The sequence below is a fragment of the Akkermansia sp. UBA7090 genome, from assembly GCF_002493465.1.
GTDB lineage: Bacteria > Verrucomicrobiota > Verrucomicrobiia > Verrucomicrobiales > Akkermansiaceae > Akkermansia > Akkermansia muciniphila_A.
This window is the reverse complement of record NZ_DKYW01000022.1, coordinates 24,921-42,829: the sequence shown is the minus strand read 5'-3', so window position 1 is coordinate 42,829 and position 17,909 is coordinate 24,921. Positions and strand designations below refer to the sequence as shown.

Below are 17,909 nucleotides of genomic sequence, written 5' to 3'. Positions count from 1 at the left end.
GGAACCGCAACAGTAAACACAATGATGCGAACCGGGTCAAGCTGCATGACCCGGTTCGCCAAATGTGATTAGGCTTCGCTAAGCACGGTGACGGTGCCACCGGCCTGGGTCACCTTCTCGCGGGCGCTGGCGCTCACGAAGTCCACGACTACGTTCAGGTTCTTGGTCAGGGTGCCGTTGCCGAGAAGCTTCACGGCGTCGCAGGGACCTTGGACGAGCTTGGCTGCACGCAGGGTGTTTTCATCAACCGTAGCGCCGGCTTCAAACACGCGTTCAAGCTGGGAGAGGTTGACGATGAGGATTTTATCCTGGAAGCGGGTGTTGTTGAACCCCTTCTTGGGCAGACGGCGGTGAAGGGGCATCTGGCCGCCTTCAAAGCCCGGCCGGATCGTGCCGCCGGAACGGGCCTTCTGGCCTTTGTTGCCTTTGCCGCAGGTCTTGCCGAGACCGGAGCTTTCCCCGTTGCCGAGGCGCTTCTTGCGGTGCTTGGCTCCGGGATTGGGCTTAATCGTATGAAGCTGTAACATGTTATTTACAATGGTTGGATTTCGTGGAGGCGGCGGCGCCGGGCCGCCGCCTCCTGATCAGATTAGATGGCCTTTTCCTTCTTCTTGCCGCGGTCGGCAAGAACCTGGTCGCTCGTGCGCAGGGAAGCGAGAGCCTGCAGGGTTGCCTTCACCACGTTGGCGTGGTTGGAAGAACCGAGGGATTTGGCAACAATGTCACGCACGCCCGCTGCTTCCAGCACGGCACGGATGGTGTTGCCGGCAATCAGGCCGGTACCGGGGGAGGCGGGCTTCAGAAGCACCTTGCCGCCGCCGAATTCGGAGTAGACTTCATGCGGAATCGTGCCGTTGGCGATGGAGACCGGGCGAAGCTGGCGCTTGGCGGCTTCCGTAGCCTTGCGGATGGCGTCTGCCACTTCATTGGCCTTGCCGAAGCCGAAGCCTACGCGACCTTCCATGTCTCCGCTCACGACGAGGGCGGAGAAGGAGAAGCGGCGGCCGCCCTTGACGACCTTGGCGCAACGGTTGATGAACACAACCTTTTCAGCGAGCTGGGGGCCTTCTTCCACGGGAGCTTCAGCCTGAGGGCCACGGCGTCCGTCACGACGGGGTCCGCGGGGTCCGCGGCCATTCTGGCCATCACGGCGGGGTCCGCGGGGTCCGCGGCCGCCCGTTGCGGGTTGCTGCGCTTGAGCGGGAGCGGCGGCTTCCGTAGCAGGAGCAGTGTTTTCCGTTTCGTTATTCATTTAGGGAATCTTTCAATTAGAATTTCAAACCGGTTTCGCGGGCGGCATCGGCCAGGGCCTTCACCTTACCGCAGAACTTGAATCCACCGCGGTCGAAAACGACTTCAGTGACATTGGCAGCCTTCGCGCGTTCGCCGATCAGATTGCCCACCTTGGTAGCGGTAGCGCAGTTGGCGAGTTTGGAAGGATCGGCGATGGAAGCATCGGCCGTGGAAGCGGAGCAGATAGTCTTGCCCACCGTATCGTCGATGATCTGGGCATAGACGTGGCGGTTGGAGAAATAGACAGCCAGGCGGGGGCGGGAAGCCGTTCCGGAAACCTTTCTGCGGATGCGGCGGCGAACCTTGGCGCGGATGGCTTTGCGATTGATAGTACTCATCGTGTGTAAATATGTTGTAATAGTTATTACCTGAATTACTTACCGACGCTCTTGCCTTCCTTGCGGCGGATAACTTCACCGACGAAACGCACACCCTTGCCCTTGTAGGGTTCCGGGGGATAGTACGCACGGACTTCAGCGGCAAACTGGCCCACGACCTGCTTGTCGATGCCTTCGACCGTCACTTTCGTGTTTTCGGTCACGGTTACCTTGAGGCCTTCCGGGATTACCTGGTTGATCGGATGGGATTTGCCCAGGTTCAGATCCAGGATGTTGCCCTTGACGGCGGCGCGGAAACCGACGCCGACGATTTCAAGGTTCTTGACGAAGCCTTCGGACACGCCGATGACCATGTTGTTCAACAGGGAACGGTTCGTACCGTGCAGGGCGCGAAGCTGACGGCTTTCGCCGGCGCGGTCAACGGAGAGCTGATTGCCTTCAACGGTAGCGGTGATGCCTTCCGGAAGCGTCCAGGAAAGCTTTCCTTTGGGGCCTTCCACCTGAACGGAAGAGCCGTTAACCTTTACCGTTACCTTGTCCGGCAATGTGATGGATTTTTTACCAACTCGGGACATATGTTTAGGAAATGTTAATGGTTACCATACAAGGGCGAGAAGTTCGCCGCCAATGCTCTGCTTGCGCGCCTGCGCACCGGTCATCACACCGCGGGAGGTGGAGACGATGGCAATGCCAAGCCCGCTGAGAACGCGGGGAATGTCCTCGGAAGAAACGTACTGGCGGCGGCCCGGCTTGGAGCTGCGCTTCACATCGGTAACGACCGGCTTGCCCTGCGGGGTAAACTTGATCTTCACCTTGATTTGCTTCTTGGAGCCTTCTCCGGTCACTTCATAGTTCCAGATGTAGCCTTCTTCCTGCAGAATCCGGGCGATTTCCACCTTGATGTTGGAGCAGGGAGCGGTAAATTCCTCGTTGCCGGCCAGGCTGGCGTTTTTCAGGCGGGTGAGGAAGTCGGAAATGGGATCACTTAATACGGCCATGGTAAGAAATAGTTAGGCGTTGGCGGTTTGGGTTTCTTCGGCCTTCTTCGGTTCGCGCATGGGGACGCCCAGGGCGCGAAGCAGGTCGCGGCCTTCATCGTCCGTAGGAGCGGAAGTCACGAAAATGATATCGAAGCCGATCTGACGCTTGATCTGGTCAAGTTCGATTTCGGGGAAGATGGACTGGTCGGAGATGCCGACGGCATAGTTCCCGTTGCCGTCAAAGGACTTGTAGGGAAGACCGCGGAAGTCGCGAATGTTCGGAGCCGTAATATTGATGAAGCGGTCCAGGAATTCCCACATGCGGGCGCCGCGCAGCGTTACGCGGGCTCCCAGAGGTTCGCCTTCACGCACCTTGAAATTGGCCACGCTCTTGCGGGCATAGGTGACGGAGGGTTTTTGTCCGGTGATTTTGGCGATTTCATTAACGGCATCTTCCACGGCCTGCTTGCGGTCCGGGTGCTTGCCCATGCAGGAGGTGACAACAATCTTCTCCAGGCGGGGAATCTGATGCACGTTCTTGTATGCATGCTTCGCTTGAAGGCCGGGAACGACCTTTTCACGGTAGTATGTTTGCAGTGTTGGTGTACTCATTGTTTTAGCGGGTCAGCTCTTTATTAATGATTGATATGGCTTAAGCGCAGGGTCAGACCGGATGGCCTAGCCTACTTTTTTCACGTTGGAGATGTGAATCGGGCCGTTGATTTCCTGAATGCCGCCTTCCGGGTTCTGTTCGGTCGGGCGCACAGCCTTTTTCAGGGTGCGGGCGCCTTCTACGATGACAGTACCTTTGGAAGCATTCACGGCGAGAACGGTGCCGCGCTTGCCCTTGTGGTTACGTCCGGCGATGATTTCCACTTCATCACCTTTTTTCACGTGGGTCTTCATATATGACTATTTCTTACGCGTTTATGCGATTAAGATCTGCCACCCCCTTGGTGGCAGGGCAGGAAGAGTATGATAGGATAGGCCTTTTCGTCAAGCCCGCATCCTAAAAAAATCGTTTTACCGCCCCTGCGCCAATGCGGAACGATGAACGAAGGACTGTTCCCGGATGCGGGAATTCCGCAGGGGGGAACAGCCCGCCGGGAGCCGGGCTTCCGCGACGGTCTATTCATCATCGGAAGGGATCTCCGCCCCCTGCCAGCGCAGCTTGGCCCTCAGCAGGGCGCCGAAATTCTGCTTCCGGAGATGAACCAGGGAAAGCGTTTCCGGCGCCTTCCGGATTACCAGGCTTTCTCCCACTTCAATGGGATAGGCGGAACGGCCGTCCAGGGAATAGACCATGGAGTCAAAGCGGCCGCGGCGCTCGCGGGGCCGCAGGCGTATGGTCATGGTGTCAGGAAGCACCACGGAACGATTGGTCAGGCTGTGCGGGCAGATGGGGGTGACGCATACGACACGGGACATGGGCCAGACCAGAGGCCCCCCGGCGGAAAGGGAGTATGCCGTGGAGCCGGTGGGAGTGGAAACCAGAACGCCGTCCGCATGGTAGCGGTTCAGCAATTCCCCGTCTATCTCCGCATCCAGGTCCACCATCTTGCCGGACTGGGCGCGGATCAGGGAAACTTCATTCAAGGCCAGCTTGCGGGGAGGAGCCGCAACGCCGTCTTCCCCTGCCCGTACTACTTCAAGCATGGAACGTTCATCCGTCAGGTAGGAACCTTCCTGAAGGGCATACGCCAGAAGCGGCAGTTCCTGCACGGAACAGGTGGTCATGAATCCCAGCCGGCCCAGGTTCACTCCCGCCAGGGGAACGCGGTGCATGGCCGCTAGGGAAGAGACGGTCAGCATGGTGCCGTCCCCTCCGAAGGTCACCAGCATGCCGCACCGCCCGATAGCCCGTTCCAGGGCATCCGGCGTTTCAATGACGCAGGAGCCCAGCCCGTGGCGGGAAAGTTCCCGGCGCATGATGCGCAACGCTTCCCCCAGTCCCGGTTTTTCCGCCAGCGCGACCAGGCCGATTACCTTGGAAGAATTCATGCGGGAGATCATACTGCATTTTTCCGGGCCGCTCAACTGGTAAACCGCGGCCGGGAAAAGATTGTTCCGCCCTTATTCTATTCCTTAAATTTCAATTCCTGTTCCTTTTTTGTTATACAGGATTATAAATATGTGTTAAATGTAGAAAGCGTGAAATGGCTCCTCTTCGTTCCGCTGCTTTTTCTGATGCCGGGCTGCTCCACCATGGAGAAGCGCCCTCAGAAAACGGAGCCGTCCGTTCAGGCGGCAGAGGCGCATGTTAAAAATGCGCCCTATCGGGTGCGGGGAAAAAGATATATTCCCATGAGCGTGGCGGATGCCCTGCAATATCATGAAACCGGCTATGCCTCCTGGTACGGCGGCAAAGCGCGCCGCCTGAAGACATCTTCCGGAGAGTACATCAATCCCCGGCGTTCCATGACGGCAGCCCATAAAACCCTGCCCATGCCGTGCAAGGTAAAAGTCACCTGCCTGGAAACCGGCAAGTCAATCGTCGTCAGGATCAACAACCGCGGGCCCTTTCACAGCAATCGCCTGATAGACCTCACCACCTCTGCTGCAAGCCGCATCGGCCTGCATAAACGCGGCGTGTCCAGGGTTCGTCTGGAAGTCATCTCCGTGGGCGACGGCCCGTATGAGGTTTTCGCCCGTTAATCCCATTTCATTACCTTCCCCTGCATGATTCCGCCCCGCATTGTTCTTGCCGTCCTGGCATGCCTGTGCCCGTTCTCTCTGGCCCAGGAGTTTGAATCGGATCCCAATAAAACGCTGATTATCATTTCTACCAGTGATATTCACGGCAATCTGGACAATTTCCCAAAACTGGCCACGCTGGTAAAACAATACCGCGCCAAGTATCCGCACGTGCTGCTGGTGGATTCAGGAGATTATTTCGTGGGTAATCCCTATGTGGACGACTGCGAAAAACGGGGCAAGCCCCTTACCATCCTGATGAATAAACTGGGGTATGACGTAGTGACCATCGGAAACCATGACCTGGACTACGGGCAGGAGGCCCTGCGCGACCATATTGAGGGAATGCCTTCCACCAAATTTGTCATTACCAACGCCAATCTTTCCCCTACTCTGGAAAACTGTTTCTCTCCGTATGTCAGCATCCCGATTGAAGGCACGTCCGTTTCCGTAGGGTTCATAGGTCTGGCGGACCTTCAAACCACGGATGTGAGGAAGATGGCCGGCATCTCATGGACGCTGCCGGATGAAGAAGATTACAAGGGCATCACGGACAGGTTCCGGCTTCACCACAACACCATTAACGTCATCCTCAGCCATCTGGGATACGGTAAGGATCTGAAAATGATGAAATATTCTCCGAATATCGACGTCATTCTCGGAGGCCATACCCATGTCATGCTTCCCAGCGGTCATCTCAGAACAGGCACGCTGCTCAGCCACACGGGACATAGTTTGAGCCACGTAGGAGTTACGGAAATCATCTTCTCCACGGAAAAACCCGTTTCCGTCCTTTCCAAATCAACCAGGGCCGTTTCTTTGGACGCAGACATTCCCAACGATCCGGAAGCAGAGAAAATCGTCCGGGAATTTACCGTTAATCCGTCTTTCAACCATCAGGTAGGCGTCGCCGAAGAAGATATCACGCACGTCACCATAGGCACCCTTTTCTGCAAAGCCATTCAACAGGCTTCCCGTTCGGACATCGCCATTTATAACCGTAACGGCGTACGAACCAAAAACCATCTCGCCAAGGGACCCATTACCATCAGGAACGTTTACGAACTGGAACCCTTCCGGGAAAAGATCGTCACCTGCTCCATGAGCAAGGCGGACGTTGAACAACTGATCCTGTCCAAATTCATATCTCCGACCGATGACGAAGGAGGCATTCTGGAAGTTTACTGCTCCGGATTTTCCTACCAGATCATGGACGGTGTTACGCCCAGCATTACCAGCACGCTGAAAAACGGGGTCATTTACACTGTCGCCATGGGAGACTACCTGTGCAGCAATTTCATCTTTCCCCAACGGGGAAACGGCAAACCGACGGGGATAGATGTCCGTAAAGCCCTGATTGATTACCTGAAACAAACCAAAAAGCTGCTCAATCCGCCGCCGTCCAAGCTGCCTATCATCAGAGATAAAACGTTCGCCCTTTGAACTACGGCCGCAAGCTCACGCTACATTCCCGCCAGCCATGCAGCCGGATCCCTATGATGCAGTACCGGAAGAGAAACGGAATATCAATGGTTTCCGCATCCTTCCCTCCGGCGCTCCGGTGACGGACACGCCGCCCTTCGACCGCCTGTTTGAAGAAGGAACCGGAAACGGACTGTATGCACTGGCCGTATCCAACTGGGAAACCGCCCCGGATCCGGGCGCGTTCTTTATCAAGAACATGGCGCGCCAGGCGCTTACCCGCATGGCGCACGCTGCCGCAGAAAGGCCGGATGAGGTAGATGCTGTTCTGGACCATCTTCTGGCCTCCGCCGCGGAAAAAGCCTCTTTGGCGGAACAATTCCCCCCCATACCGGGCGCGGAATATGCCACGCCAGCTATCATTGCCGGATGGCTTGAAGACTTGCGAAAGGCAATAGCAAAGGAAATCCGCGCCCGAGGCATCACCCCCGCCGAATGGCTGAACGGCCTGGGCGCTCCCTGGAATCAGATAGGCAAGGTATTTTTCCACCTTGCGGAAAATCGGGATGACGCCACAGGAGCCCGCCCCTTTGCTTTCATGGCCACCTTTGCGCATCAAAGCGCTGCGGACAACCAGGTGCGCCACCTTCCCCTCTCCACCGCCCTGAAACTCCATGAAGGAAATCACACCGCCCTGCTGGCTGTGCTCCAGCCCTTAAAAGAAGCGGCACGGGAAAGTTCCCTGCTGAGGCGGCTGCTGGATAACGGGAAAATTTATACGCCGATGGCCTGGAGCGCTCCGGAAGCCCGGGACTTTCTGCAGGATACGCCGACCTATGAACGCGCAGGCATCATTGTGCGCATGGTGAATCTATGGAAAAAGAACCCTCCCAAACTGCAGGTAAAAGTCACGGCGGATGCATCCGGAAGCGAAAAGACAGCCCATTCCTCCGGGCTTTCCGTCCGCAGTTTGCTGAATTTCTCCGTATCCGCCATTCTGGGAGGCAAAGACCTGACCCCGGAGGAACTGGGGGAACTGCTCAGCAACGGAGACGGCCTGATCCGCTTCAAGGGGGAATGGGTTCGCGTAGACGCCCGGAAAGTCCGGGATTTAATGGACCGGTGGACTAAAGCGGCACGCATGATGAGCTCCCTCGGCATCCCTCTGGTCCAGGGCCTGAGAATGCTGGTTAATGGCCCTTCCAGCCAACTTGTACAGATTCCGGAACCGGATGAAGACTGCGTCATGGAACCGGGACAAAACCTCCGGCAGGCCCTGGACATCCTGACGGGGGAAACCCCTGCCCCCGTACCGGAGCTTCCTCCCCGGCTGGACGCACTGATGCGCCCTTACCAGAAAGAAGGGTTTTCTTTCCTTTACCGGATTACGGAACGGGGTTTCGGCGCATGCCTGGCGGATGATATGGGACTGGGGAAAACCCTTCAGGCTATCGCGTGGCTGGACGTCCTGCGGAGAAAAGGCCGGCTGGAGAACCTGCCGGCTCTGATTGTAGTTCCGGCCTCCCTCCTGTCCAACTGGAAGGAAGAAGCGCAACGCTTCGCTCCGGAACTTATGCTGCGCATCATGCACCCTTCCTCCCCGGACCCGTGGCAGCCGGAAAATACCCCGCGCCGGAAAGACTGCCACGCCGTCATCACCACGTATGGCATGGCCGCGCGCACGTCCGCGCTGGCCGACCTGCATTTTCCGGCCATCATTCTGGATGAAGCACAGGCTATTAAAAACGCAGGCTCCGCCCGTTCCCGCGCCATCCGTTCCCTGCATGGGGAGCGACGCATAGCCCTGTCCGGCACACCGGTGGAAAACAACCTGAATGAACTCTGGAGCCTGATGGAATTTCTGAATCCGGGGCTGCTGGGCAGCAGAAAAAGCTTTGAATCCTTCACCCGTTCCCTGGAACACGGCTATGCCCCGTTGCGGCGCCTGGTACGCCCCTTCATCCTGCGCAGAATGAAAACGGACCCGGCGCTGGTTCCCGATCTGCCGGACAAAACGGAAATACCGGCCTATTGTTCCCTCACGCCGGAACAGGCCGCCCTTTACCAAACACAGATAGACATGCTGCATGCCGTACTGGACGAACCGGACCCGGCTGCCCGCCTGATGCTGATTTTACCCATTCTGGCACGCCTCAAGCAGATATGCAACCACCCCGCCCAGTTCCAGGGCACGGACGACTACGCGCCGGAACGTTCCGGAAAGTTCCGGCGTCTTCAGGAACTGTGCGCTTCCATTGCCGCCCGGCAGGAAAAAACCATTCTCTTTACCCAGTTCCGCTCCATCATTCCTCACCTGCACGATCTCTTGTCCGGAGTCTTCGGCCGTTCCGGGCTTACCCTGCACGGGGGGACGCCCATTCCGGAACGCCAGAACATCGTCACCGCCTTTCAAAAGGAATCCGGGCCTCCCTTCTGCATCCTGTCTCTGAAAGCCGCCGGCACCGGCCTGACGCTGACCCAGGCCTCCCACGTCATCCACGTGGACCGCTGGTGGAACCCCGCTGTGGAAAACCAGGCCACGGACCGGGCCTACCGCATCGGGCAGCACCGGAACGTACTTGTGCACCGCCTGATCTGCCGGGGCACTATTGAGGAACGCATTGACGCCATGCTGAAGAACAAGAGCCGCATGGCGGACGACCTGTTCTCCGGAGGCCCCGAACAATGGCTCCTGAAGATGAGCGCGGAAGAATTAAACGATTTGTTTTCCGGCAGTCCTTGTTGAGCTCTCTGCGGAAGAACGGATTCCTTCCCGAACTTCCCGGAAGAGGACAATGCCCCTTCATCCCCGGCGCTATTCATGAAACCACGGACAGAGGCGCGGTGGTTTTCCAGTCTCCGCGGGTGAAATCCGGAAATTCCACGGGGAGGCCGCCCTGGGCGATAGAACGGGCTGTCAACGGCAGCAGGGAAGACCAGGCGGCTCCTTCGTAAACGTTCTGATCCATCGGCTTTCCATTCCGGAGGCATTCCACGATGCGGAAAAGCATCACGAAGTCCATGCCTCCGTGGCCGCCCATTTTCGTGGCCAGCTCCCCGATGCGTTTCCAGAGGGGATGGTCGTATTTTTCGTAAATAGCGGCCAGTTTTTCCCTGCCTTCAATCCATTCATGATAATTGCCGTTGTCCAGCTTTTCGCCCGCTACGCGGGTTGGGAAGCCGGCCAGCGTGCCCTCCGTTCCCTGAATCAGATTGGCGCGGGAGTAAGGCCGGGGAGACGTCTCATCCAGCTGGACAAGAATGGTCCGCCCCAGCTGCGTCTTGACGACGGCCGTATTCATGTCGCCGCAGATGAATGGGGTATTGTTCCAGCGGTGATCGGCGGGAAGATGCTTTTTAGCGTAGGCATTGCGCCCGAGAGCAGGAGAAGCGAACGCCGCCACACGGCAGAAACGGTCCTCTCTACGCTCCAAATTCATATATTGAGCCACCGGCCCCAACCCGTGGGTGGGGTACAGGTTGCCATTGATTCTGGTATGATATTCCGGCCGCCAGGCCCCTTCCCCGCGCGTGTCCCCCAGCTGCGTCACCAGGCAATGGATATACGCGGCCTCCCCGTGGAGCAGGTCGCCGATGACGCCCTGCCGGACCATGTTCAGGAACATGAGTTCATCACGCCCATAGTTGACGTTTTCCATCATCATGCAATGCTTCCTGGTGGCCTCGCTGGTATCCACCAGATTCCAGAGTTCCTCCAGAGAGACGGCCAGCGGAACTTCCACAAAGGCGTGGGCGCCGTGCTTCATGCTGTCGCAGGCGATTCTGGCGTGCGAGCTCCAATCCGTACTGATAATGACGGCATCCGGTTGCAGCTCCTTCAGCATGGTCAGGTATTCCTTGTCGCCGCCGGAATAACCCAGAGGGCTTTTCCCCATTCTGGAAAGCACGCGGTCCATTCCGCGTCTCGTCAACTCTTCCTTCAAATCGCATATGCCCACGATTTCCACTCCATCCATCACGCACATTTGCGTCAGATGGGAGAACCCGCGCCCGCCCACGCCGATGAAAGCCAGCCTGATGCGATCCAGCCGGGGAGCCTTGAATCCACCCATGTATGTGGAACCGGAAGGCCTCGGGACCGCCGGAAAAGCCGATTTCCAGAGATGGTCTCCGGCAGGGATTTCCACAGCCTGCCCGGGGAGGGCATTTCCGGCGGCAGCCGCTCCGGCCGCAAGCCCCAGGGATTTGAGAAACTGTCTGCGTGATGGGAAAATAGACATGGCTTGAAAGTATGGCTTCAAGGAAAACTACGCCCCCTCCGGAGTGGATTTATCATCATTCTCCCTATTGAGGGAAAAAGCTCCGGATGGCTGATTTTAGGATTTGCAAAATCCGGCGGAACTCTCACTATGAGATTTGCTTCTGACTCTACCCTCCTTTCATTTATGCGTTACCTCCTTCTCATCCTGTTGCTCGCCGGGGGATACTACGGCTGGAATTATTATCAAAACGGCATCGCACCCAAGCATGAAGCTCTCAAAGCCATGGAGCAGGAACCGTGCCCGGAGCTGGATGCGGCCCAAGCCCGTTTTGATGAAGCCGCGGAACTTCACGAACAGCAGGCGGCGCGCCTCCAAAAAGCCATTCAACGGAAGGAAGAAGCCGTACGCAAGTACTGGGATTCCCGAACCAAGCAGACCGACCAGGGAAAAGACGGGAAAAAGGCGCCCTCCCCCGTGAACGGGAGGCCCAATGCCCGAAGCGCGGAAGCCCGAATAGCCTATCTGCTGGAACAATATGACCGCCGCGTTGCGGAAGTGGAAGAACTCAAAAGCAGGCGGAACGCCACCAGACAACAATTGGACAACGCCCGAAACCGGATTCAGGAACAAATACGTCAGGTGGAAACCCGTCTGGACATCAACCGCATCCAGCGCGCGGAGGCATCCAACAAGAAAAGCGGGGATTTTAAAGTGACGGAGAACCGGGCGGATCTGCTCCAACTTCAGGCCAGCCTTCCGCAGGAACTGGAGCGCATTACCAACCAGGGGGAAGCCGCTCTGCGAGACCAGACGGAAGCCTACGAAAAGGCCAAAAGGGAGCTGGGCCTGTTCCAAAACAACGTGGACAGACAAATCGCCAGCCTTCGGGACTCCATGAATTCCCCCCTGGCGGAAGATTATGATGAAACGGAAATACTTTCGGAAGACCCCGAATTCCGCGCGATGATCGCTCCTTACGACCAGGCCGTCAACCATGAGGAAACGATTGTCATGCGAACGGAGGCGGATGTAGAGGAACAGACCAAAGCCCTGCACGGGCTGCAACGCGTCAGAGACGCGAAAATCGAAGAAGAGCGCAGCCGGCTCAGACAGGAAGAAGAGATTTTTTTCACGGCGGCGGCCGTCATCGGCGTAATGTTGCTGATCTCCATTCTGCTCTCTTTCGCCAGAAGGAGATGATGTCTTTGAAGGTTGACACTGCACTGCAAACCTAGTTTACTGGGTGGGCCGTCGGGAACCCCGTGGAGGCACGACTGGCAAACCCCGCCAGGACCGAGAGGTAGCAACGGTAGCTTGTTCGTGTTTGCCGCGTCTGTTCCCGGCGGTATTTTATGGCTCTCCCCGCCATACCGGAGTTGAACGGGAGTTTTCCCGTGGTAAAATACCGCCCATGAACGTATCCGCCGCCCTTGACTGGCTCTTCTCCACCCAATTTTTCGGGATCAAGCTGGGGCTTGACAACACAGAAAAACTGTTGGCGGCAGCCGGGGCGGACCATATCAACGCCACCGTGGTCCATGTGGCCGGCACCAATGGCAAAGGCTCCACCTGCGCCATGATTGAGGCCCTGGCCAGGGCGCAGGGTTATGTAACGGGCCTGTTCACATCCCCCCATCTGGTAGATTTTTCTGAACGCATCCGCGTCAATGGGAACATGATTGCTCCGGACGCTCTGGCGGAGGAAATTTCCTTCCTGAAACAACTGGCGGAAGGCTGGGAACAGCCGCCCACCTTTTTTGAGCTGGCTCTGGCCGTCGCCCTGCGCCACTTCCGTAAAAACAGCGTGAACTTCATCATTCTGGAAACAGGGCTGGGCGGAAGGCTGGACGCTACTAACGCCGTGCCCAAGGACATTGCCGTACTGGCCCCCATCGGTCTGGACCACCAGCAGTATCTGGGAGACACCCTGGAAGAGATTGCCGCGGAAAAAGCGGCCATCATCGCCCCCGGCAAACCGTCCGTAACCGCCGTGCAGCACCCGGACGTCATGGCCGTCATTGAACGGACGGCGCGGAACCGCCGTTCTCCCCTCACGATTGCCCGGGCGAACCGGAACACGCCCCGCCCATCCCTGCCCGGAACCCATCAGCGGGAAAACGCAGCCTTGGCGCTGGAAACCATGAGGCAACTCCATGCTCTTCCCTCCCCTGCCGCAGCCGCCGCTGCCCTGGCCAAGGTACAGTGGCCCGGACGGTTCGAACGCCTTGAGACGCCCCCTCTGGTACTGGACGGCGCTCATAACGAACATGCGGCGCGCGTGCTAGCAGCCACGTGGAAAAAGGAATTCCCGGGACGGAAGGCGGCTCTGGTTTTTGCCGCATCCGCAGACAAGCATATCCGGGAAATGATTCCGGTTTTGCGGGAAATTGCCGGAGAATGGCACCTGGTTCCCTGCACTTCCCCCCGCATCATGCCGGCGGAAGAAATGGCTGCCCTGCTGGCCGGGCAGGAAACCGGCCCCGTTTTCATTCATTCCACGCTTCCGGACGGGCTGCAGGCGGCGCTGGCTTCCCCGTTCCCCGCTCTGGCGGCAGGTTCCCTGTTCCTTCTGGGAGATTTGAAAGCATTGCTCCGCCATGCGGAAAAACGCAGCACCGCCCAATAACCCCGACAGCCTCTTTGCCTTTCCCCGTGACTTCCGACGACATGACCCTTTCCGCCCTCCGGCCCGGAGACCTGCGTCCCGAACTGCTTGCCCCCGCCGGGGACATGGACTGCGCCCGCGCCGCCGTAGCCAATGGCGCAGACGCCATTTATTTCGGTCTGGACCGTTTCAACGCCCGTCTGCGCGCAAACAACTTCACGCTGGATTCCCTTCCGGAACTGATGCGTTTCCTTCACGCGCACGGCGTGAGGGGGTACGTGACCATGAATACGCTCATTTTCACCTCCGAGCTGGCGGACGCCCTCTCCTACCTGGGCCACCTGAATGCCGCCGGCGCGGACGGAGTCATCGTACAGGACATTGGACTTGCCCGCTGCCTGACGGAATGGGGAAGGCAGGTTCCCGACATGAAGCTGGAACTGCACGCCTCCACCCAGATGACGCTTTCCTCTCCGGACGGGCTGGAATTCGCCTCCGGATTCCTGGACCTGAAGCAGGCCGTCCTGGCCCGGGAACTGAGCCTGAAGGAAATCGGGCAATGCGTACGGCATACGGACATACCCCTGGAAGTATTTGTTCACGGGGCGCTCTGCGTGGCCTACTCCGGCCAGTGCCTTACATCGGAAAGCCTGGGCCAGCGCAGCGCCAACAGGGGGGAATGCGCGCAGGCCTGCCGCCTGCCCTATTCCCTGGTTGTAGACGGCAAAGCCGTTCCCCTGGGAGAACGGCGCTACCTGCTCAGCCCCCAGGACCTGTGCGCCATTGACCGCATCCCGGACCTGGTCCGCATGGGCGTAAAAAGCTATAAGATAGAGGGTCGCCTGAAAAGCCCGGAATACGTTGCGGCGGTGACGGCGGCCTATAGAAAAGCCCTGGACGCCGCCTGCGCTGGAATACCTGTGGATGAAATGGTGACCATACGCGACCGCTACGCACTGCAAATGGTATTTTCACGCGGCTTCTCCACAGGCTGGCTGGACGGAACGGACCACCCGCGTCTGACCCACGGCCGCTACGGTAAAAAGAGGGGCGCTTATGCAGGCGTCATCATGAACAGCGGTCAGGGCTGGCTGGATATCAGACCGGAAGGAGGCATTCCGCTCGCGCCCGGTGACGGCTTCGTCATTGATGCAGGGGAAGACCGCAATGAAGAACAGGGCGGTCGTATCTGGAAAGTGCAGAGAAACCGCCTTTTCTTCCATGGAAAAGCATCCCGCATTGACTGGAGCAGGGTCAGGCCGGGGCAGAAGCTCTGGAAAACGGATGATCCGGCTCTGAACGCGGAGTTGAAAAAAATGCGGGAACACCTGCCGGAAGCCTCCGTACCCCTCCATTTGACATGTACCGGATCCGCCGGGGAGCCTCTAACGGTTTCCTGCCCGGAATACGGGTGTTCCGTGCAGTCCGCACAGCCCCTGCAAACGGCGGAAAAACGCCCGCTGACTCCTGAAGCGCTGAAACAGCAGCTCGGCAGACTGGGAGGAACGGGGTTCCGCCTGGCTTCCTGCGAATGCCGGCTGCCGAACGGGTTGATGCTCCCGCTCAGCATCCTCAACCAGGCAAGGCGCGCCCTCGTGGAACAAATTCAAACGGTCCGGCAGGAGAGGGAAGCCCCCGTTCCCTCCCGTCTTTCCGCGGCTTTCACCCCTGCCGCGCTTCCGGCGGGGGCGGCAGCTCCGGACGCGCCGCCGTACCTGTCTGTGCTGTGCCGCAGACCGGAACAGATACCTTCCGTTCTGGATGCCGGGGCGGATGCCGTTTATCTGGACTTTGAAGACCTCCGGGACTATGCGGCGGGAGTGAAAGCGGTTCGGCAGCACGCGGACAGCATCCCCGTCTTTCTGGCGACGCCCCGCATCCAGAAGCCGTCTGAAACCGGTTACTTTAAGCTCATGGAACGGGCGGAGCCGGACGGCATCCTCATCCGCAACCTGGGCGCGGCGCAATACTTCCGCCATTCCCCCCTGCGCCGCATTGGGGATTTTTCCCTGAATGTCGCCAATCCGTATAGCGCGGCTATCCTGAAAGAACGGGGGAGGCTGGAATATCTCACCCTCTCTTACGACCTGAACGCGAAACAGGTGGCGGACCTGCTCCGCGCCGCGCCGCCGGAATGGTTTGAACTGACTCTGCATCAGCATATGCCCATGTTTCACATGGAGCATTGCGTGTTCTGCACCTTCCTGTCGGACGGCACCAGTTATAAGAATTGCGGACGCCCCTGCGAACGGCATCATGTGCAGCTGCGTGACCGCGTAGGCCAGCTTCATCCCCTGCTGGCGGACGCCGGGTGCCGGAACACGCTGTTCAACGGACGCGCTCAGACGGGAGCCGGCTTCCTCCGGGGCTTCCGCCGCCTGGGTCTTTCCCGCCTCCGTCTGGAACTGCTGGATGATCCCCCGGAAAAAATACGCCTTCTGGTGTCCCGCTACCGGGAATTGCTGGACGGCTCCTGCACGGCGGCCCGGCTCATCCGGGAACTGGATGTCGCGGAACAGCTCGGCACCACGGAAGGCACGCTCCGGCCCAGATAATGTCCCTTTGAACAATGGTCAATCCCTATTCGGATTCCCGGTTTTGACCATACATGTTCAATATTTTATCATTCTTTAAAAGGATACCCATTTTTCTACCCATGCCGGCCATCTCCTTTTTCACCTGGTCGCTGGTAATGCCTTTTAAATGGTCCTGCACAAATTCATGCGCCTGCATCATATATTTCTCATCATTCCACATGATGAGAAACCGGCGGTAGCTTTTCATCATTTTAATGAAAGTTTTTTCCTTGCCGGTCAAAGCCAGCAACGCCTGTTGAAAAGCCCTGCTGGTTTTGCTCTTCATTTTGGAATTCCATTTGACATTTTTTGATTTCTCCAGCCACAAATTTAAGAAATTACCGGTAGTCCCTTCCTTGTAAATAGCATGGAGTTTAACCTCAGGGCAGTCGGCAATCAGCTTTTTCCAAAATTGCCGGATGAAAAGTTCTTCTGCTTCGGGCGTACTGTCCGGGCTGACCCCGCAGGCGTACAATTCATAGGGATTCACCTTTTCAGGGTTAATCTTCAAAACATGACCCGCCACGTAATCAATCAGGTTATGTTCACGGGGCATCGCCTTGCTGAACTGAATGAGGTACTCCAGCTTCTTCTTATCGGCCGCACCTCCCGCCTTGATGCCCAAATAACGCACCCAGGCCGGATAATTGTAAGGATTGGCCCGGCACGCCTCCTGAAGCAGCAGTTCCACATGCTGCGGATTCCGGGAATAAAAAGATAAATCGTACATCAAGGAAGATTCACGGGCCTGGGGGCCCTGCCAGAAAGCGCAGAGGGCGGCGATAATCTGCACGGGGCCTTTCCACGGCAGTCTATTTCCACCGTTGGCCCAGTTCCATCCTCCAATGTTGTTGCCGATCAGCCATTGCCCTTTGGGGTGTTTCCAAATAAAAGCGCAATGCCCCGGCTGCCCGATGGGGTACGCCGGGACGCCTTTGGCTCTTAAAAAACCCGCGGCCCCCTTGGAAACAGCTCCGCACACGCCTCCATATTCCGTATAAAGCTGAAGAGTGATGGGCTTGTTATCGTAAAACGCGGCCCCGGCATGGACGCTGATTCCTCTGTGATTCTTTTTACGGTAGGGAATAAATCCGGTAAATTTACCCCCTGCCTGCTCGGGTTTGATGTTTTTCCCTTCAATAAATTGCTGGGCCCATGCCAGATCTTCCAGACTCTCTTTTCCTCTCAGAACTACGGCCCACTCCCACGGTTCAAGGCTGTCGGCCTGCGGATAACACCTGCCATGATGATGGGAATCATGGTAAAATCCATACTTGGCTATACATTCCTCTGCCGTGAAAACATCGGCGATGAGACAGGCCCCCAGGGCGATGTTAAGGTCAACTCCGCACAAGTCCCTGTCTGCGCTATTCCACAGACGGTAAAGAATAGCCAGACTGTTCTGCTGAGCATACCCAGCATGGGCCAGTTTCCGGAAAACTTCCGGATGGGAGACAAGCCACCTGGTAAACGTCCGGTCCCGGAGCTCTTTTGTTGGAAACGTCTTTTCCTGGCTGGCATAACGGAAAAATTGTCCGATATGGCACAGTTGCTCCAATTCCGGATGATGTACTATCCGCCGGATTTTTTCCGGTGAAAGAGTACCAGAATCAAGCTGTTTCCGGAGTTGATTCCGTACGCCGTCAATGATGACTGAAGAATAATCCGCTCTCAGCAAACTCTCCACGGCGGCGACATCCCGGGCCCGGGAAACACCAGATACCAGTAACAGGGCGCAGCACAACAGCGTTCTCAGCAGGGCGTTCGCGGTCATGGCT

General features: G+C 57.7%; 16 protein-coding genes and 1 other RNA gene. 7 read left to right on the top strand and 10 right to left on the bottom strand.

Annotated features, from left to right (window positions below; translation table 11 throughout):
* Positions 1–68 precede the first annotated feature (68 nt).
* The 8 genes from rplO to B3075_RS07880 all read right to left on the bottom strand — a co-directional run bounded on the left by rplO (position 69) and on the right by B3075_RS07880 (position 4,612).
* Entirely contained in the window at positions 69–527 is a 459-nt protein-coding gene (gene rplO, locus B3075_RS07915) for a 50S ribosomal protein L15 (RefSeq protein WP_012419978.1), read from the bottom strand.
* A gap of 62 nt (positions 528–589) precedes the next feature.
* Complete coding sequence (gene rpsE / locus B3075_RS07910; protein WP_031930630.1) at positions 590–1,252, bottom strand: 30S ribosomal protein S5; 663 nt, start codon at positions 1,250–1,252, stop codon at positions 590–592.
* A 16-nt stretch (positions 1,253–1,268) separates the two neighbouring features.
* Positions 1,269–1,631 carry a 50S ribosomal protein L18 gene (rplR, locus tag B3075_RS07905; protein WP_046434433.1) on the bottom strand — a complete coding sequence of 121 codons (363 nt, stop codon included), beginning with the start codon at positions 1,629–1,631 and terminating at the stop codon, positions 1,269–1,271.
* A 35-nt stretch (positions 1,632–1,666) separates the two neighbouring features.
* Positions 1,667–2,206, bottom strand: a complete 540-nt coding sequence (gene rplF / locus B3075_RS07900) for a 50S ribosomal protein L6 (RefSeq protein WP_012419975.1) — start codon at positions 2,204–2,206, stop codon at positions 1,667–1,669.
* A 21-nt stretch (positions 2,207–2,227) separates the two neighbouring features.
* Positions 2,228–2,629 (bottom strand): 30S ribosomal protein S8, encoded by a 402-nt coding sequence (gene rpsH / locus B3075_RS07895; protein ID WP_012419974.1) that lies wholly within the window; start codon positions 2,627–2,629, stop codon positions 2,228–2,230.
* Positions 2,630–2,641: 12 nt separating this feature from the next.
* The gene (rplE, locus tag B3075_RS07890) at positions 2,642–3,223 is read right to left on the bottom strand and encodes a 50S ribosomal protein L5 (protein WP_012419973.1); all 582 of its coding nucleotides are present in this window, start codon (positions 3,221–3,223) and stop codon (positions 2,642–2,644) included.
* 66 nt (positions 3,224–3,289) lie between these two features.
* A complete protein-coding gene (gene rplX, locus B3075_RS07885) occupies positions 3,290–3,517 on the bottom strand; it encodes a 50S ribosomal protein L24 (RefSeq protein WP_012419972.1) in 228 nt (75 codons plus the stop codon).
* A gap of 222 nt (positions 3,518–3,739) precedes the next feature.
* The gene (locus tag B3075_RS07880; RefSeq protein WP_161994145.1) at positions 3,740–4,612 is read right to left on the bottom strand and encodes an NAD(+)/NADH kinase; all 873 of its coding nucleotides are present in this window, start codon (positions 4,610–4,612) and stop codon (positions 3,740–3,742) included.
* 150 nt (positions 4,613–4,762) lie between these two features.
* Between B3075_RS07880 and B3075_RS07875 the strand changes: the two genes are divergently transcribed.
* From B3075_RS07875 to B3075_RS07865, 3 genes are read left to right on the top strand one after another with little or no spacing between them, the layout of a single operon-like run.
* A complete protein-coding gene (locus B3075_RS07875; protein ID WP_143245709.1) occupies positions 4,763–5,266 on the top strand; it encodes a septal ring lytic transglycosylase RlpA family protein in 504 nt (167 codons plus the stop codon).
* A 24-nt stretch (positions 5,267–5,290) separates the two neighbouring features.
* Positions 5,291–6,748 carry a bifunctional metallophosphatase/5'-nucleotidase gene (locus tag B3075_RS07870; protein ID WP_290489699.1) on the top strand — a complete coding sequence of 486 codons (1,458 nt, stop codon included), beginning with the start codon at positions 5,291–5,293 and terminating at the stop codon, positions 6,746–6,748.
* A gap of 37 nt (positions 6,749–6,785) precedes the next feature.
* Entirely contained in the window at positions 6,786–9,473 is a 2,688-nt protein-coding gene (locus tag B3075_RS07865) for a DEAD/DEAH box helicase (RefSeq protein ID WP_290489698.1), read from the top strand.
* Positions 9,474–9,546: 73 nt separating this feature from the next.
* On the opposite strand, the gene B3075_RS07860 is transcribed toward B3075_RS07865, so the two are convergent.
* Positions 9,547–10,968: a Gfo/Idh/MocA family protein gene (locus B3075_RS07860; protein ID WP_290489697.1), complete on the bottom strand. Its 1,422-nt coding sequence runs from the start codon at positions 10,966–10,968 to the stop codon at positions 9,547–9,549.
* Between the two features lie 165 nt (positions 10,969–11,133).
* Between B3075_RS07860 and B3075_RS07855 the strand changes: the two genes are divergently transcribed.
* The 4 genes from B3075_RS07855 (at position 11,134) to B3075_RS07840 (ending at position 16,110) form a co-directional block, all read left to right on the top strand.
* Positions 11,134–12,150, top strand: coding sequence for a hypothetical protein (locus B3075_RS07855; RefSeq protein ID WP_290489696.1), 1,017 nt, complete (start codon positions 11,134–11,136; stop codon positions 12,148–12,150).
* Between the two features lie 51 nt (positions 12,151–12,201).
* An RNA gene (gene ffs / locus B3075_RS07850) (signal recognition particle sRNA small type) lies at positions 12,202–12,296 on the top strand.
* A gap of 65 nt (positions 12,297–12,361) precedes the next feature.
* Positions 12,362–13,576, top strand: coding sequence for a bifunctional folylpolyglutamate synthase/dihydrofolate synthase (locus B3075_RS07845; RefSeq protein ID WP_290489695.1), 1,215 nt, complete (start codon positions 12,362–12,364; stop codon positions 13,574–13,576).
* A 26-nt stretch (positions 13,577–13,602) separates the two neighbouring features.
* Positions 13,603–16,110, top strand: a complete 2,508-nt coding sequence (locus tag B3075_RS07840) for a U32 family peptidase (RefSeq protein WP_290489694.1) — start codon at positions 13,603–13,605, stop codon at positions 16,108–16,110.
* Positions 16,111–16,135: 25 nt separating this feature from the next.
* Here B3075_RS07840 and B3075_RS07835 read toward each other — a convergent pair whose 3' ends face one another.
* Positions 16,136–17,905, bottom strand: coding sequence for a hypothetical protein (locus B3075_RS07835; protein WP_290489693.1), 1,770 nt, complete (start codon positions 17,903–17,905; stop codon positions 16,136–16,138).
* Positions 17,906–17,909 lie beyond the last annotated feature (4 nt).

Coding starts and splice junctions, on each gene's coding strand:
- rplE (WP_012419973.1), bottom strand. CDS start 3,223: ATGAGTACACCAACACTGCAAACATACTACCGTGAAAAGGTCGTTCCC.
- B3075_RS07865 (WP_290489698.1), top strand. CDS start 6,786: ATGCAGCCGGATCCCTATGATGCAGTACCGGAAGAGAAACGGAATATC.
- rplF (WP_012419975.1), bottom strand. CDS start 2,206: ATGTCCCGAGTTGGTAAAAAATCCATCACATTGCCGGACAAGGTAACG.
- rplX (WP_012419972.1), bottom strand. CDS start 3,517: ATGAAGACCCACGTGAAAAAAGGTGATGAAGTGGAAATCATCGCCGGA.
- rplR (WP_046434433.1), bottom strand. CDS start 1,631: ATGAGTACTATCAATCGCAAAGCCATCCGCGCCAAGGTTCGCCGCCGC.
- B3075_RS07855 (WP_290489696.1), top strand. CDS start 11,134: ATGCGTTACCTCCTTCTCATCCTGTTGCTCGCCGGGGGATACTACGGC.
- rpsH (WP_012419974.1), bottom strand. CDS start 2,629: ATGGCCGTATTAAGTGATCCCATTTCCGACTTCCTCACCCGCCTGAAA.
- rpsE (WP_031930630.1), bottom strand. CDS start 1,252: ATGAATAACGAAACGGAAAACACTGCTCCTGCTACGGAAGCCGCCGCT.
- B3075_RS07835 (WP_290489693.1), bottom strand. CDS start 17,905: ATGACCGCGAACGCCCTGCTGAGAACGCTGTTGTGCTGCGCCCTGTTA.
- rplO (WP_012419978.1), bottom strand. CDS start 527: ATGTTACAGCTTCATACGATTAAGCCCAATCCCGGAGCCAAGCACCGC.
- B3075_RS07870 (WP_290489699.1), top strand. CDS start 5,291: ATGATTCCGCCCCGCATTGTTCTTGCCGTCCTGGCATGCCTGTGCCCG.
- B3075_RS07845 (WP_290489695.1), top strand. CDS start 12,362: ATGAACGTATCCGCCGCCCTTGACTGGCTCTTCTCCACCCAATTTTTC.
- B3075_RS07860 (WP_290489697.1), bottom strand. CDS start 10,968: ATGTCTATTTTCCCATCACGCAGACAGTTTCTCAAATCCCTGGGGCTT.
- B3075_RS07880 (WP_161994145.1), bottom strand. CDS start 4,612: ATGAATTCTTCCAAGGTAATCGGCCTGGTCGCGCTGGCGGAAAAACCG.